A 14871-nucleotide genomic window follows, 5' to 3' on the forward strand; every position below is an offset into this window, starting at 1 on the left:
TCACATACGAGCTCGGACAGTTCGACAATGGTGCTGGGCGGCAATTTCAAATGGGGGGGGCAAAACGGGGGCAGAAAGAATAGATCTTCATATAGTACATATTACTTACAGCCTATATTGATAGAAACATAAACTATTGTGATTATATTATCATATTGTTGATATTCAACGTGATTCAGTAGAGTGTATTTCGTCGCCCGATATCGATCATTCATTTCCAATTTCGATTTGATCATGCCCCGATCGTTCCGGGGCCATCCAGAAGGCGCGCGCGGCTGCCACCAGCGGCCTCGCGCGCCAGTTTTCAGCGTGACCCGGTTCGGACGCGGAGGCTGTGGTTTCCGTCCGCGCGGCGTGAAGACGGTCGATCCGGGGTAGGATGGTGTCGCGCCAGTCCCGCGCCTCGCTGGGATCGCCGACGGCCTGGGCCATGCGCCGCATCCCGAAGCGTCCGAGGCCGATGATCGCGAACCGGTCGGTTTCAGCACAGGGCTCCTCCGCCGTGCAATGAGGGGAGAGGTCAGTGAACTGCCGGTCCAGGAGGGCACTCCGACCACTGGAAGGACGCTATGTCCGCGCCCCACGGATTTTGCATGGCAGCCGGCCGGTCATTGCCATGGCCAGTTGCGCTTCGCATGGCTCAATATCATGACGGCCTGTTGACAATCCCCGACGGCCGATCTCATCATTCCGGTATAGTGGAATCTTGGGAGGGATTCGATGGGGACTCGGTGGATGGCAGCGGTCCCTGGATCACGGCTTAGCCGTGCATCCGCGGCATGAATTACCGCTGGAACTGGTCCATCCTCCTGCAGGAGCCCTATTGGGAGTGGCTGTGGAGCGGCGTGCAATGGACGCTGGCCATCAGCTTGGTCAGCTGGGTCCTGGCGCTGACGATCGGTCTTGGCGTTGGCATTGCGCGCAGCCTGCCGGCTCGTGGCGCTCGCCTGGTCGCGGGCATCTATATCGATGTCTTCCGCAATATCCCGCCGCTGGTCCAGCTCTTCCTCTGGTTCTTCGTTCTGCCCGAGATCGTGCCCGAAACCATCGGGCTCTGGCTGAAGCGCGATCTGCCTTACCCTGAGTTCGTCACGGCGGTCGTCGCGATCGCCCTGTTCGCCGGATCGCGCGTCGCCGAGCAGGTCCGGGCCGGGATCGAGGCGGTCGGAAATCCGCTGCTGCCGGCCGCGCTGGCAACGGGGCTTCGTCCTGTCCAGGCCTTCCGGCTGGTCGTGCTGCCGCTCGGTCTTCGCGCCATCGTCGGGCCGCTGACCTCCGAATTCCTGATCACGATCAAGCTGTCATCGCTGAGCCTGACGATCGGTGTCCTCGAACTGACGGCGCAGAGCCGCCATGTCGAGAACTATACCTTCCAGGGGCTCGAGGCCTTCACCTTCGCCACTGTCGGCTATCTCGTCATCGGCTTGTGCGTGACGGCGCTGATGCGCCTCATCGACGACCGCATCGGCGGCTCGGCCCTGCGGAAGGCCGCGACATGAACGATTTCGACTGGGGCGTCATCGCCCGCTCCTGGAGCTTTCTCGCCGAGGGCATGGCGCTGAGCGCGCTGCTCGTGCTGGTCGCGACCGTGGGCGGGCTGGTGCTCGGCTTCGGCCTCGCCCTGATGCGGCTGTCGACCCATCGCTTCATCGCGGTGCCGGCTGCGGCCTATGTCACCGTCATGCGCTCCCTGCCGCTCGTGCTGGTGCTGTTCTGGTTCTATTTCCTGATCCCGCTGGCGATCGGACGGCCGATCGGCTCGCTGATGTCGGCGCTGATCGCCTTCGTGATGTTCGAGGCCGCCTTCTACTGCGAGATCATCCGCGCGGGCATCGCCAATGTCCGCAAGGGGCAGGCTGAAGCCGGCCTCGCCACCGGCCTGCGTCGCAGCCAGGTGATGCGCCATATCGTCATGCCGCAGGCGCTGCGGGCGATGATGCCGCTGGTCCTGAACCAGATCGTCATCGTCTTCCAGGACACGTCCCTGGTCTATGTCGTGGCGCTGCATGATTTCCTGACGACAGCCAGCATCGTCGCCTCGCGCGATGGGCGGCCGACCGAAATGTATACGCTGGTCGCCGTCGTCTATCTCATCATCTGCCTGTCGGCGACGAAGGCGGTCGAGTTCTACAGGAAGGGCCGCACGACATGATCGCCGTCGAGGACGTGCACAAATCCTATGGCAAGCTGCAGATCCTGCGCGGCTGCTCGGCAACCGTTCGCCAGGGCGAGGTCGTGGTGATCTGCGGCCCGTCGGGCTCGGGCAAGAGCACGCTGATCAAATGCGTCAATGGCCTCGTGCCGTTCGAGCGCGGCACGATCACCGTCAACGGCGTCTCGGTGTCCGATCCCAGGACCGACCTGCCGGCCCTGCGCTCGCGCATCGGCATGGTCTTCCAGAGCTTCGAGCTCTATCCGCACATGACCGCGCTGGAGAATGTCAGCCTGGCGCAGATCCATGTCCTGAAGCGCTCCCGGGCCGAAGCCGATGAGCGCTCGGAGAAGATCCTGATGCGGGTCGGGCTCGGCAACAAGCTGACGAGCCGACCGAGCCAGCTCTCCGGAGGCCAGCAGCAGCGCGTCGGCATCGCACGCGCGCTCGCCATGGACCCGGCCGCCATGCTGTTCGACGAGCCGACCTCGGCGCTCGATCCCGAAATGATCAACGAGGTGCTGGAGGTGATGCAGGAACTGGCGCTAGAAGGCATGACCATGATGGTCGTGACGCATGAGATGGGCTTCGCGCAGCGCGTGGCCGACCGGGTGCTGTTCATGGATGGCGGCGAGATCCTCGAGGACACGCCCAAGGCGCAGTTCTTCACCGCCCCTGCGACAGAGCGCGCCAAGCAGTTCCTGACCAAGGTCCTGACACACTAGGCCGCCGGCATGACAGAGCTGAGCGCCCCCCAGATCGGACCGATCCTCCAGCGCCAGCGCAAGGCGCGGGGGTTGACGTTGCAGCAGCTCGCAGCCGTCTCCGGCGTGTCGAAATCGATGCTGTCGCAGATCGAGCGGGGCGAGGCCAATCCAACCTTCGCGGTGCTCTGGAGCCTGACGCGTGGGCTGCAGATCGAGATTTCCGCACTCCTCCAAGGCAGCGAATCCTCGCCCGGCGGCAGCGCGATCGAGATCGTCCCGCCGGAGCATACGCCGGAGATCCGCAGTGCCGACGGTTCCTGCCAGCTGCGCATCCTCAGCCCGCCGAGCCTGGCCGGCACGGTCGAATGGTATGATGTCGAGATCGCCGGCCATGGCCGGCTCGACAGCGCCGCGCATGCGCCGGGCGCGGTCGAGCATTTCACGGTCCTGTCGGGCCAGTTCGTCATTGCGAGCGGGTCCTCGCGCTATCCGGTCAAGGCCGGCGAGACGGCGCGCTATCCCGTGGATGTGCCCCACTCGATCTGCAACGAGCTTGATCAGCCGGCCCGCGGCCTGATGGTTCTGCTCTACCAGAAGGTCCGGCAGGAGCGAGGTTCTACTTGAGCGTGTTCCGTTATAGTGGATTCAACCGGGCCGCCGTGAGGCCTGGACCCCCGCAGGTCCCGGCTCCCGCGCCGGCTCGCCGCCGCCCCTTATCGTCCCCCGATCCAAAGGCCCAAATCCCATGCGCGTGAGTATCCTTGGAGCAGGCGCCGCCGCCTATGGCGCTGCCGCCCAGCTTTCGGTCAGTGGGCATGATCCCATGCTCTGGTCGCCCTCCGGCCAGGGCACGACCGAGCTGGCGGCGGGGGCCCCCTTGCGGGCCAGCGGCGCGATCGAGGCGAGTTTCCATCCCCGCATCGCCCATGGCGCGAAGGAGGCCGTGACCGGTTCCGACGTGGTGATGCTGGCCATGCCGGGCAACGCGCACAAGATGGCGCTGGAGGCGACCGCCGAGCATCTGCGCGAGGGGCAGCCGGTCATCATCAGCTCGCACGCCTCCTTCGGGGCGCTCTATCTCTCGCGGCTCCTGGCCGCGCGCGGCATCCGCGCGCCGATCATCGCCTGGGGCACGACGCTGACGACCGGGCGCAAGGCCTCGCCGACCGAGGCCGCGGTCAATTCGCTGCGCTCGAAGATCGACATCGCGACCGTGCCGGAAACCGGGCTCGACGAGGGCCACGCGCTCTGTACCGCCCTGTTCGGCGATCGCTTCGTCAAGCGCGACGGGCTGCTCGCGATCGCGCTCAGCAATCTCAACCCGCAGAACCATCTTGCGATCGCGTTGTTCAACCTCACGCGGATGGAGCGCGGCGAGCGTTGGGGGCAGGCGGAGAACGTCACGCCGGCGGTTGGGCGTGTCATGGAGCTGCTCGACGCGGAGCGCCTGGCGATCGCGCAGGCTTTTGACGTCTCGGTGCGGACGATCAAGGAGCACTACGCCTTTTCCTACCAGCTGCCGGTCGCAAGCATCGCCGAGATGAATGCGGAGCTGCACCAGCGCGGCAATGGCGGCTTCGGCCCGGCGACCTTGACCAGTCGCTATGTGCTCGAGGACGCGCCCTTCGGCCTGCTGCCGACGGTCCTGCTCGGGCGGCTCGCCGGGCAGCCCGCGACGCTGCACGAGGCTGGACTGACCATGCTGTCTGCCGCCTATGGTTGCGACTTTGTCGGGGATAACGACCTGCTGCCCGCGCTCGGCTTCGAGCAGATGAGCAGCGCACAGCTGCGGGAACGGGCCCGCACTGGATTCTAGAACTCCCGAGCACCGGCCGGTGCTCGGGCAATCGCTACAAAGGGGAGAAGAACATGAGACGGAACCTTGTCGCTGCGATCGGCGGCCTCTTGGCCTTCGGCCTGGCCGCCACGGCCCAGGCCCAGGAGGTGGACGCGATCGTCAAGAAATTGCGCGACACCAACACCATCACCATGGGGATTCGCGAAACGCTCTACCCCTATGGCTTCCTCGACAACGACAAGAAGCCGTCCGGCTACTCCGTCGAGTTCTGCCAGCGCATCATCGAGGACATCAAGGCGGAGCTGAAGCTGCCCGACCTCAAGGTCAAATACGTGCCGGTCAGCATCCAGAACCGCCAGGCGCTCGTCGCCAACGGCACGGTCGATCTCGAATGCGGCGGTACGGTCAACACCTTCGGCCGCAACAAGCAGGTTGATTTCTCCTCGGTCTCCTATGTCTCGTCGAGCCAGCTGCTCGTCCTGAAGAATTCGGGCATCACCAAATACGAGGATCTGAACGGCAAGATCGTCGCAGTCGCCACCGGCGGCAGCAGCGAGCCTGACCTGAAGAAGCTCATCGCCGAGAAGGGCCTCAACATCCGCATCCAGAATGTCGACGACCACGCTGCCGCGCTGATCTCTGTCGAGACGCGGCGTGCCGACGCCTATTTCAGTKACAACGGCGCCTTCTACAGCTTGATCCGGCAGTCGAAGAACCCGGACGCCCTGACCATCGTCGGTACCGAATACGGCTATGCGCCGCAGGGCTTCATGGTGYCCAAGCTCAACCCGACGGTTCTCTGGATCGTCAATCACGCCATGGCGAAGATGTTCAAGTCGGGCGAGGCCGAAACCCTGTTCAACAAGTGGTTCGGCCCCTTCGGCGCCCAGGTCTCACCGAAGCTCAAGGCCGCCTGGGCGACGCAATCCTACGCGGAGTAAGCAGCCTCAGGCGTTCCGTTCGGCCTCTTCAGGAAGCCGGACGGAACATCTGCGCGGCCGGGGAGCCGTCTCTTGAACGGGGGCAGCCGCTGGAATGACAGGCTCGTCCCCGGCAAGCTCGGGGCAGTGGATGATCGCGGCGCGCCGGCAGGCTCTCCAGGGCGCTGCACAGCACTGAACAGCGACGTCCCGGCCTTGAACGATCCGGGAAGCCGGAGACAGGTCGGGGACCGCAGCGCAATTTAAACCAACTCCGCCTGCCGTGCTGGTGTCGCGCCCGGCGGTCCACTAGCATCGGCCGGGATCACTCCGCGAGGGCGGGGCAATCCCTGGGGGCGGCCGTGAACCATTTTGGCGTGGAGATCGGCCAGCAGCCCCTCGAAAAATCCTGGTTCAACCTCGCGTTGAAGCTGAAACTCACCGCGCTCGCCCTGGGTTGCCCAACCAACAAGGAACTCTGCGCGCGCTTTGCGGCGGTCAATCCGGCCACCCTGTTCGTCACCCAGAACGCCTACAAATGGCTCTCGGGCAAGGCGATGCCGCGCACCTCCAGCGTCTATGAKGATTGGGCGAGGGTGCTCGGCGGTGCGCTGACGGCGCCCTTCCTGGCCTCGTCCTCGTTCGAGGAGTTCCAGCACGCGATCTGCGCCCGCTTCGGCGTGCCGGAAACCGTGCTTGCGACGCTCCGGGGCGAGGCCGGTCTGCGGCCGGTGCCGGCGCCGGGCCCGGTCACCCCATCTCCCACCCGGGCGGGGGCACGACAGCCCGGCGAGCATTGGCTGGCCGGAACCTATCTCGCGATTTCGCCGGCCTGGTCGCGTGTCGAGKCGGGCCGGCTGATCATCGGCGCGATGCGGGTCTACGCCGATGCGATGCAGCAATTGCAGATCAGCTACTGCGAAAGCCTGTTCAACCGCCCGGTCGCGATGGAGGGGCAGCTGCTCAGCGACGGGCGAACCGCGCAAAGCGCCCTGACATGTTCCTATACGCACCGCCTGTTTTTCCTGGCGCTGAACGTGCCCACTCCGCCCGCCAATCTGATCGGCGGCATTCTCAGCGGCGCGGCAGTCCATGATCCCAATGCCCGCGCTGTCGCCTGCCGCATCCTGTTCGTGCGGGCGCATGGCCGCAGCATCGAAGATCTGGCCGCGCGCATGGGCTATCTCGATGCGGACGCGGACGGAATCGAGCAGGAGCTGGCCGGCCTGGGTTACCGCGCCGATGCCGCCAGGCGGGACCTCGCGGCGAGCATCCTCACCGCGCTCGGCATGCATTCGACCTCCGCGCTTTGCGAAGCCGCCCCCAGGGATTTCACCGATATCGAGCTGACGCTCGACCGGTTGGCGCCCGCCTGAGCCCCCGAAATCCGCAACAGGACGCTGCCATGTACCCATTGACCGGAATGATGCGTCTTGCGGCAATCGCTGCCGTGGTCCCGCTGTCCTTGTCGGGCACGGCCCGGGCGCAATCCGCGKCCCCCCYGCAGCAGGGCGTGACGTTGACGGGGCTCATCGGCAAGGTCCTGTTCGCGCCGCAGCCCGTGCTCGGCTCCGATGGTCGTCAGCATATCGTCTACGAGTTGCAGCTCTCGAATGTGACCGGCGAGCGCGTCGTGATGAAGCGGTTCACGCTCTATGGCGACGACGACAAGGAGCCGCTCTCGACGCTAGACGAGGCCGAGATCGCGCGGCGTTTCTCCCCCGGTGGCCGGCGCGGCAATGAGTCGGCGGAGCTGGGCGGCTATCAATACGGGGTCGCCTTTCTCCACATCGCGCTGCCGCAGGGGCGCGCGGCACCGCAGCGGCTGACGCATAAGGTCGATGCCTGGTTCGATCAGTTCAAGGCGGATGCCGCGATCCAGCTTGGCGCGACCGCAGTCACGACAGCGGCGCCCCCGGTTCTGGGGCCGCCGCTTCGGGGCGAAAACTATATCGCGGGCGACGGCTGCTGCGATTCCACCCGGCATGTCCGGGCCCTTTTGCCGCTGAACGGCGCCTTTCGTCTCGCCCAGCGCTTTGCCATCGATTGGGAGAAGCTTGGCGGGGATGGCCGACTCTTCGCGGGCGATAGGAAGCAGGTCGCGAGCTATCACATCTATGGCCAGCCTATCCTGGCGGTGAGCGACGGCACCATCGTCGATATGCGTGCCGATCTTGCCGATCAGGTCCCCGGAGCGCTTCCCGACGGGCTGCCGATCGGCGAGGCCGACGGCAATTTCGCAGTGCTGGATATCGGCGGTGGCGCCTTCGTGCTATACGCCCATATGCAACCCGGCAGCGTCCGCGTCAGGACCGGCGACAGGGTGCGCCGCGGCGATGTCATCGGCGCAGTCGGCAATACCGGCAACAGTTCGGAGCCGCATCTGCACCTGCATGTCATGGACGGGCCCTCGCCACTTCTCGCCAATGGCCTGCCCTATGTCTTCGAGGCCGCCACGGTGAAGGCGGTCGATCTGGCGGGCACTGCGGATTTCGACCGGGCGGCGGAAACCGGCTCGCCTGTCAGCCTGACGCCGCTCGTGCCCCCTCTGGCGATCCGGCGCGCGCTTCCGCTTGATCTCACTATTGTCGACTGGGGCAACTGAAAGGCCGCGGCGAGGGGATAGCGGGCTCCGGTCGGGCGCCTGGCAGTCCCTCTCGGCTGTCACGCCACTCGGCGCAACGGAGGAGACAAACCTGCGCCGGCTGGGGCGACCGGATGATCGCGGCAGACCGGCATGCTATCCAAGGCGCCAAAGAGATCATCGCGATTCCGGAGTGAGGTGTTCACATGGCTGAGACGAGCAAAGCGCCTCCCGTTGAAGTCCTGTTCGCCAGCGATTTTTCGGCCAGGGCCGATCGCCCGCTCGAACGCGCCTTGCGCCTTGCCGAGGCATGGCGGGCGAGGCTCGCCATCGCCCATGTCCTCGAGGACGCGGTTCCGAACCTGGMGGAAACGACGGCGCGGCTGCGCGCCGAGCTGCCGCCGACGGCGGCGCAGGCTGAGTTCGTCGTCCGGGTCGGCTCGGCTCCGAGCGTGCTGGCAAATCTGGCGGTGGAGCGCGGCAGCGGCGTCATCATCACCGGTGTCGCGCGCTTCAACAGCCTCGGCGACTATGTCACCGGGACGGCGGTCGACCATATCGTGCGCCATGCCTCCGTGCCGGTGCTGGTCGTCCGCAAGCGGGCGGAGCGCCCCTATGACCGCATCCTCGTCGCCACCGATTTCTCCGAGTGCTCGCGCGCGGCCTTGCTGACCGCCGCCGCGCTCTTTCCGACGGCACGTCTCGTGCTGCTCCACGTCAACCCGCAGGCGACGACCGGTCGCTACAAGGTCGAAGGTGCGGCGGAACATCTGCACTCCGAGGCTGCCGAGGACATGGCGGAGTTCCTGGCGGCGGCAGAGCTTCCGCAGGCCGTGCGGGATCGCATCGAGCTGGTCCTGGACGATGGGGCCGTGGTCAATGTGATCAAGCGGCAGGTGCAGGAGACCGGCGTCAGTCTCGTCGTCGTCGGCGCGCATCGCAGTCGGGGGCTGGTGCAGGATGCGATCGGCAGCCATGCCGAAGGCGTGCTCCGGGGCGTCGATGCGGACGTGCTCCTGGTCCGGGAGGCCTGATCCGCGCACCCGCGCCCAGGCCGGAACCGCCGCCGCCAGCCAATCTACAGCCGGCCTCAGCCCGACTGGAGATTGCGTGCGAGCATCACCGCTGCAGCATCGCGGGAACCACCCCGCGTTGTCGGCATGAGGCTCCCTGCTTTGAGCATGAATTCGGTCATGACGCGTAGAATCTGCTCGTCCGATTGGGCCACGCCTGCGGCGTCAAAGTCCTTGCGGATCTTGCTGAACACGTCACTGCGCTCGGGATCGACCGTGCTTCTGGCGAGGTCATCCGAATAGGCATCGGCGTCCCGGCCCGTGAGTGCCAATTTCTCGGCGGCCCACCTGCCGAGGAGCTTGTTGCGGATGATTGTCCTCTGCACATCGTTGGAACTGGTCATTCGAAATTCTCCGATTGCGGGCCGTTGAATGCGCCTTCCTCAGTATGCTCGTGGCCCGATGGATTGCATCGCTGGAGCAGATGCAGGCTCGGGATCGTATGTCGACAAAGCCGATTGGACATCGGCCTCTCACGCTTTTGGGTCAGGAACCAATCCGGCAGCGTTTGCCGATAGCGCGTTMAACGCCGTGTAGCGTTCGATGGCGGCGCGTGCGTTGAAGAGCAACCGGTCCGGGCCGAGCAGCGTGTCCAAACCTGCACGGCGAATGACCTCAAGCGCGCCAGGATTGAGGCCCACGAACCAGACGATGACACCCCGTTCCGTCATGCCCTTCTCGCCTTCCTGCAGCATCTGGAGGGCCGAGTACTCGATGTCAGGAACGCGGCTGAAGTCGAGCGCGAGGACCCGCGGCTTATGCTGACCAACAAGAGCGGTGATTTGGTCAGCCACATCCTGGGCATTGATGAAGAAGAGCCGCCCTTCCGGCCGCAGGATCAACAACCCCTCGAAGGTTTCGTCATCAGGGTTTTCAGGATCGAGAGGGCGGAGCACGTCGGCTCCGCGCTTGCGGCCGATGACCGTAATCCGGGGATGGAATGTCTGGCTGGCCAGGCCGATCAGCGAAAGGATGACCGCGATGACGATACCCTGAAGGGTTCCAAAGATCAGGACGCCAATGGTTGCGACGATCGCCCAGCCGAACTCCATCCTGCGCACCTTGCGAATGGCGTTGAACTCCGCCGGCTGGATAAGCGGAATTGAGTAGACGATGACGATGGCTGCCAGCGTGGCATTCGGAAGGAGCCCGAGCAAAGGTGCGAACAGGAGCATGGTTGCAAGGGCCGCCGCCGCTGTCACCAGCGAGGCAGCCTGGGTTCGCCCGCCCGCCGCGCGAACAACGCCCGTTTGCGATGTGCCGCCGCCGCCCGGCATCGCGCCGAGCAAGGAGCCGGCAATGTTGGCTGCGCCTGTCGCCACCAGCTCGCGATTGGCATTGATCGGAGGATCGCGAGGTCGAACGAAAGCCCGGCCTGCAGCAATGGTTTCGGTGAAACTCATCAGGGCAATCCCGAGCGCTCCCGGCAGCAGTTGCTGCACCAACGCAAGATCGGGGAGCGTCACTGAGGGAAGGCCCTGCGGGATATGCCCTACGGTCGAGACACCCTGAGCGCCCAGGTGAAAGATCCATGACGCTGCGATGGCGGTGGCCACTGCGATGAGTGGGGCGGGTGAATGCGGCTTCAGACGCTCCATCCCGATCAGAACGATCGCGGTCGCCGCCGCCACTGCGGCAGTGAGCAGCGACGTCTCCGGAAGCGCGCGCACGACGCTTAGAATGTCGGCAAAGAAGGACTGCTTGGTGATGTGCACTCCGAAGAGCTTGGGGGCCTGGTCCAGCAGGATGACGAGGCCGATGCCGGCCTTGAAGCCGGTGAGGACCGGTGCCGAGATGAAATTGGCGAGGAAGCCCAGGCGCACGAGCCTGGCGAGCAGCAACAAGGCGCCAACCAGGGCGGTCAGCGTCGCCGTCGCGGTGAGCAGCTTGGCCGGGTCGCCGTCCGGGACGACTGCACCGAGCTGGGCGCCAGTCAGGATCGCGAGCGTGGTGGTGGAACTGACGCTGAGCACGCGGGAGGAGCCGAGCCATCCGTAGACGGCCATTGGCACAAGGGATGTGTAGAGGCCAACCTGCACCGGCAGGCCCGCCACAGTAGCGTATGCCATGGCCTTGGGCAGCACGACGGCAGCCGCCGTAAGCCCCGCGACGACGTCAAAGCGGAGCCCACCGGCATTCTGGTCGTTCTCGTGCATTGAACCAGCCTGCATTGACACAGCCACTGAACGTAAGCTCGAAAGCTCGGAATATGCAAAGGAGACCGAACGTCTCCTCTGGCGCGATCCGGCCCGGCCGTGCCGATGCGCTCGACGTCCGGAAGCCACCCTCCTGCGGCATTCCGGCAGCCCGCTAACCGGTTGGACCGCGTCGGTCTTCCCTGCCAGTAGGACGCCCGTGCGGGAGCCAGACGTCCGATTCAATCCACTCGCTCCGGCCTCCCTCCGACCCCGGTCTTGCCCAGCCCCGCCTCTTGCCCAGGCCCTCGTCTTGCCTAAGCCCGCGTCTTGGCCATCGCGGCGAGCGCCTTTTCGTCCCTGAGCAGGCGGATGACGGGCAGGGCGGTGTCGTCGCCCACGGGCAGGCCGAGCGCCTCGGCAATGGTGTTGCGCCACTCCTCCGCCTCGCTGGGATCGCTGACGACCCAGACCGTGCGCCGCGTCCGGAAGCGTTGGATGCCGACGATCGCGAGCTGGTTGAAGACGATCCTGCGCAGCGCGCTCTGGTCGACCGGGCGCTTTGCCGTGGCTTCGGCCGCAGTCGCCGTGGTCGGCTTCGGCAGCGGCGGCTCGACCAGGAGCGCATCGACATCGTCGACGATGAGCAGGTCGACATTGCGCCAGGGCCAGAGGATGCGGCCATCCTGTTCCTCGAGCGGCGGGTGGCCGGAATCGGCGTCTTCCTTGCGCTCGACCGCGGCCTCGAACAGCTTCACCAGGGTGGTGTAGCGCGCAATCCCGAGCCGGAAGGCGTATTCGGTGCCGATGCCGCAGGCGAGGCAGGTCTTGCCCGAGCCGACCGTGCCGGTGAGCAGCACATGCGGAAAACGCGGCGCGTTCGCGCCCTTCGTCGGCGGCTCCGACAGGGCGATCAGCGCGTCGCGGTAGCCGGGATCCGGCCTTTCTATGGTCGAGCAGAGATTGGTCAGGCGGAACAGGAAGGGCAGGCCGACCTGCTGGAAGGTCATCTTGCGCTTCACCCACCAGAGCACCAGCAGCGTGGCGGGCACGAGCATGACCAGCAGCGCGACGATGGCCTGGACGCCGCCGAGCCCCGAGGCGCCGGCGACGATCGCGCCCGCGCCGATGAAGAACAGCGCGGTCGCGACATTCCACCAGAGCTCGCGGCGGTTGAACGGAAAGAGCGGGCCCTGGCGCCGGCGCTCGCGGACGATGTCGAGCACCTCCTTGACGATCCAGAGCAGCATATTGAGCAGGGCAGCGATGATCGCAGTCTTCCAGGCCGGAAGATCGGTGAAGAGGGCGGCGAGTATCCAGCTGAACAGGAAGGTGATCTGGAAGCCGAGGCCGAAATGACCGAATTGATCGGCGGTCCAAACATAGCTGACGGTCGGAGTCTGCTGCACATCCTTGCCGAACCAGTCATATCGCAATTGCGATACGATTTCCTTGAGCGAAGGTGGCGTAAGCTTCTTGTCCATTGGGCCGCATCTCGCTCAGGGAACGCAGAAACGTCGGATTCACTGGAATGTCGGGGGAAGGTAGGCGCAGGAAGAGCTTACGCGGATGCTAGCAGCTTCATGCGAGCCGGCAAGAGCGCCGTTACGTCAGGGCGTGATCCGGCGAGAGATGTTGTGCGTGCCGCGTTGCCGCCGCTGGACGCCTGGCATGGGCGCAGCATGGACTATCGGCTTTCAGGGGTTCCGTTTCGCGGACAGCCACTCAGCGCTTGAACAAGGGCGTGCGGACATGCCCCGAGGCGGCATAGGACAGGCCGGCCTCCAGGCGCTCCAGCGGCACGCCGCGCGTCAGCAGATGCCCGACCGCGATCTCGACGATCAGAGCTGCGACCTTGTCCGCGGGGCAGACATGGCGACCGGCGCCGAACTCCAGGGATCTGCGGTCCCTGCGCGCGATATCGAAGCGATCCGGCTCGGGATTGAGCGCGGGATCGCGGTTCGCGGCCGCCAGAAGCACGATGATCAGATCGCCCTGACGAAGCTTATGTCCGGCAATCCTGCCGTCGCGCGCCATGAAACGGAAGGTGCTGCTGGTGACGGTATCGCAGCGCGCCACCTCCTGGATGAGCGGCCGCAGGCATGTCCGATCGGCCTCGACCTGCCGGAGGAGTTCCGGCCGCCGGGCCAGTGCGAGCAGCGTCAACCCGATCAGCGAGGCCATTCCGGCGAAACCCTGGACCATGTAGCCAAGGGCGTTGGCGATCACATCCCTTTCGTCGTCGCAGCCGAAACGCGTCGCTTCGCGCAGCAGCGCCTGGAATAACGGGCCCCGCTGCGCGTCGGCCTTCCCGACGGCACTGGCGAGGTCAAACAGCGCCTGCGCGCCTTGATGTCCTGATGTCAGCAAGTCGGGCGTCAGCGCGGGAATTCCGGTTCCAGCAGCTGCGGCTGCGGTCCCATAGGCGCCAAGCCACCCCATGACGTCGCCGAAGCGTTCGCGGGGAATGCCGAGCAGCAGCGCGATGACCTGCACGGGCAGTGCGAACATGAACTGCGTCGTGGTCGCTTCATCGAGCCTCGGCCCGAGTTCGTCGTCGAGCTCGGCCGCACGCCTGTGTGCCAGGGCCGCGACCTCGCCGAGATCRAGGCCGCGCACGGCGTTCGTGACCGCCTCCTTCAGCCTGCCCCGCGCCTCGTCATCCCGCAGGCGCACGAGCCGGCCAAAGATCTCCGCTGCTGCGCCGCCCTGCAGCGCCGCAGGGATGGGCTCGCTCAAGGGGCGGGTCAGACAGATCGCGCTGGTCAGGACTTCGGTGACCGCGGCAGCGCTCGCCGCCACCCACCAGCCATTGGCCTCGTCCCGGGAGAAGGGACGTTCGCGGGCGAGCCGGCCGTAATAGGGGTATGGATCGGGATGCGATGGCGCAGCGCGAACATGGGCCGGGGAGTGGTACTGAGATAACGCGGGAGCAGGGGCTGCAGGCGCCGAAATCCTCGCCGTCATGGTGCTGCTCCGTCCGGTTCGCGCCGCGGCGCCATCTTTGCTTCCTCTTCGATAGCGCTTGCCCAGGCATCCGTCGAAATCATAGTTTCTCTAAGGCCGATCAGTTTTTTGCATGGGCGTGTCTTTCATGGGCCTGGACAACGAAGCGCTTCTGACTTTCGTCACCATCCATCAGGCCAATGGTTTTTCCAGCGCCGCGGAGGTACTCGGCCGTTCGCAGCCGGCGATCAGCCGGCGCATCGCCTTGCTCGAGGACGAACTCGGCGTGCCGGTCTTCGAGCGCGCGTCCGGGGGCGTGGTGCTCAGCGAAGCCGGCCGCGCGCTGCTGCCGCACGCCGAACGCGTGCTTGCGGCGCTGCGCGACGCGGAAAGCGCGATCAAGGCGCTGCGCACGGAGGTCGCCGGCCGTGTCGCGATCGTGGCAGTGGGCACGCTAGCCGGGACGAACCTCACCGCGGTTCTCAAGCGCTTCGCTGCCGATCATCCCAAGGTCGATCTCTCGATCAGCACCGCGACCAGCGCTGAGGTGAGCGAC

The 14871-nt window shown here is 65.7% G+C and carries 15 protein-coding genes; 10 read left to right on the plus strand and 5 right to left on the minus strand.

The genetic code is table 11. The annotated features are described in order from the left end of the window. Positions 1-207: 207 nt before the first annotated feature. Positions 208-432: a hypothetical protein gene (locus AC1DJT_RS23380; RefSeq protein ID WP_441506910.1), complete on the minus strand. Its 225-nt coding sequence runs from the start codon at positions 430-432 to the stop codon at positions 208-210. Between the two features lie 347 nt (positions 433-779). Here AC1DJT_RS23380 and AC1DJT_RS23385 point away from each other — a divergent pair, with 347 nt between their 5' ends. From AC1DJT_RS23385 to AC1DJT_RS23425, 9 genes are all read left to right on the plus strand, one after another. After that, a complete protein-coding gene (locus AC1DJT_RS23385; RefSeq protein ID WP_476770816.1) occupies positions 780-1499 on the plus strand; it encodes an amino acid ABC transporter permease in 720 nt (239 codons plus the stop codon). Further along, on the plus strand, positions 1496-2152 hold the full coding sequence (locus AC1DJT_RS23390) for an amino acid ABC transporter permease (protein ID WP_441492914.1): 657 nt from the start codon (positions 1496-1498) through the stop codon (positions 2150-2152). Before AC1DJT_RS23385 ends, AC1DJT_RS23390 begins: the two co-directional genes overlap by 4 nt. Continuing rightward, positions 2149-2877 (plus strand): amino acid ABC transporter ATP-binding protein, encoded by a 729-nt coding sequence (locus AC1DJT_RS23395; protein WP_441492915.1) that lies wholly within the window; start codon positions 2149-2151, stop codon positions 2875-2877. Before AC1DJT_RS23390 ends, AC1DJT_RS23395 begins: the two co-directional genes overlap by 4 nt. Before the next feature lie 9 nt (positions 2878-2886). Beyond that, complete coding sequence (locus AC1DJT_RS23400) at positions 2887-3483, plus strand: helix-turn-helix domain-containing protein (protein ID WP_441492916.1); 597 nt, start codon at positions 2887-2889, stop codon at positions 3481-3483. A gap of 121 nt (positions 3484-3604) precedes the next feature. After that, the gene (locus AC1DJT_RS23405; protein WP_476834961.1) at positions 3605-4675 is read left to right on the plus strand and encodes an NAD/NADP octopine/nopaline dehydrogenase family protein; all 1071 of its coding nucleotides are present in this window, start codon (positions 3605-3607) and stop codon (positions 4673-4675) included. 53 nt (positions 4676-4728) lie between these two features. Continuing rightward, positions 4729-5598, plus strand: a complete 870-nt coding sequence (locus AC1DJT_RS23410; protein ID WP_476834962.1) for an amino acid ABC transporter substrate-binding protein — start codon at positions 4729-4731, stop codon at positions 5596-5598. A gap of 341 nt (positions 5599-5939) precedes the next feature. Beyond that, entirely contained in the window at positions 5940-6953 is a 1014-nt protein-coding gene (locus AC1DJT_RS23415; protein WP_476834963.1) for a hypothetical protein, read from the plus strand. Between the two features lie 29 nt (positions 6954-6982). Beyond that, the gene (locus tag AC1DJT_RS23420; protein ID WP_476834964.1) at positions 6983-8182 is read left to right on the plus strand and encodes a M23 family metallopeptidase; all 1200 of its coding nucleotides are present in this window, start codon (positions 6983-6985) and stop codon (positions 8180-8182) included. Positions 8183-8367: 185 nt separating this feature from the next. Then, positions 8368-9195 carry a universal stress protein gene (locus AC1DJT_RS23425; RefSeq protein WP_476834965.1) on the plus strand — a complete coding sequence of 276 codons (828 nt, stop codon included), beginning with the start codon at positions 8368-8370 and terminating at the stop codon, positions 9193-9195. 56 nt (positions 9196-9251) lie between these two features. On the opposite strand, the gene AC1DJT_RS23430 is transcribed toward AC1DJT_RS23425, so the two are convergent. The 4 genes from AC1DJT_RS23430 to AC1DJT_RS23445 all read right to left on the minus strand — a co-directional run bounded on the left by AC1DJT_RS23430 (position 9252) and on the right by AC1DJT_RS23445 (position 14336). Then, positions 9252-9578, minus strand: a complete 327-nt coding sequence (locus AC1DJT_RS23430; protein ID WP_441506902.1) for an ATPase inhibitor subunit zeta — start codon at positions 9576-9578, stop codon at positions 9252-9254. Positions 9579-9707: 129 nt separating this feature from the next. Continuing rightward, the gene (locus tag AC1DJT_RS23435; protein ID WP_476834966.1) at positions 9708-11390 is read right to left on the minus strand and encodes a SulP family inorganic anion transporter; all 1683 of its coding nucleotides are present in this window, start codon (positions 11388-11390) and stop codon (positions 9708-9710) included. 296 nt (positions 11391-11686) lie between these two features. Beyond that, positions 11687-12853, minus strand: coding sequence for a hypothetical protein (locus tag AC1DJT_RS23440; RefSeq protein ID WP_441506900.1), 1167 nt, complete (start codon positions 12851-12853; stop codon positions 11687-11689). A gap of 241 nt (positions 12854-13094) precedes the next feature. After that, a complete protein-coding gene (locus tag AC1DJT_RS23445; RefSeq protein ID WP_476832860.1) occupies positions 13095-14336 on the minus strand; it encodes a cytochrome P450 in 1242 nt (413 codons plus the stop codon). A gap of 127 nt (positions 14337-14463) precedes the next feature. On the opposite strand from AC1DJT_RS23445, the gene AC1DJT_RS23450 reads away from it, so the two are divergent. After that, positions 14464-14871 (plus strand): LysR family transcriptional regulator (locus AC1DJT_RS23450; protein WP_476834967.1); only part of this gene is annotated, 408 nt, incomplete at its 3' end.

The sequence above is a fragment of the Allobosea sp. 05T422_2 genome (assembly GCF_056396265.1).

What these genes read in the sequence shown, in the direction of transcription:
- AC1DJT_RS23400 (WP_441492916.1), top strand. Translation starts at nt 2,887, where the DNA reads ATGACAGAGCTGAGCGCCCCCCAGATCGGACCGATCCTCCAGCGCCAG.
- AC1DJT_RS23405 (WP_476834961.1), top strand. Translation starts at nt 3,605, where the DNA reads ATGCGCGTGAGTATCCTTGGAGCAGGCGCCGCCGCCTATGGCGCTGCC.
- AC1DJT_RS23380 (WP_441506910.1), bottom strand. Translation starts at nt 432, where the DNA reads ATGGCCCAGGCCGTCGGCGATCCCAGCGAGGCGCGGGACTGGCGCGAC.
- AC1DJT_RS23390 (WP_441492914.1), top strand. Translation starts at nt 1,496, where the DNA reads ATGAACGATTTCGACTGGGGCGTCATCGCCCGCTCCTGGAGCTTTCTC.
- AC1DJT_RS23440 (WP_441506900.1), bottom strand. Translation starts at nt 12,853, where the DNA reads ATGGACAAGAAGCTTACGCCACCTTCGCTCAAGGAAATCGTATCGCAA.
- AC1DJT_RS23385 (WP_476770816.1), top strand. Translation starts at nt 780, where the DNA reads ATGAATTACCGCTGGAACTGGTCCATCCTCCTGCAGGAGCCCTATTGG.
- AC1DJT_RS23395 (WP_441492915.1), top strand. Translation starts at nt 2,149, where the DNA reads ATGATCGCCGTCGAGGACGTGCACAAATCCTATGGCAAGCTGCAGATC.
- AC1DJT_RS23430 (WP_441506902.1), bottom strand. Translation starts at nt 9,578, where the DNA reads ATGACCAGTTCCAACGATGTGCAGAGGACAATCATCCGCAACAAGCTC.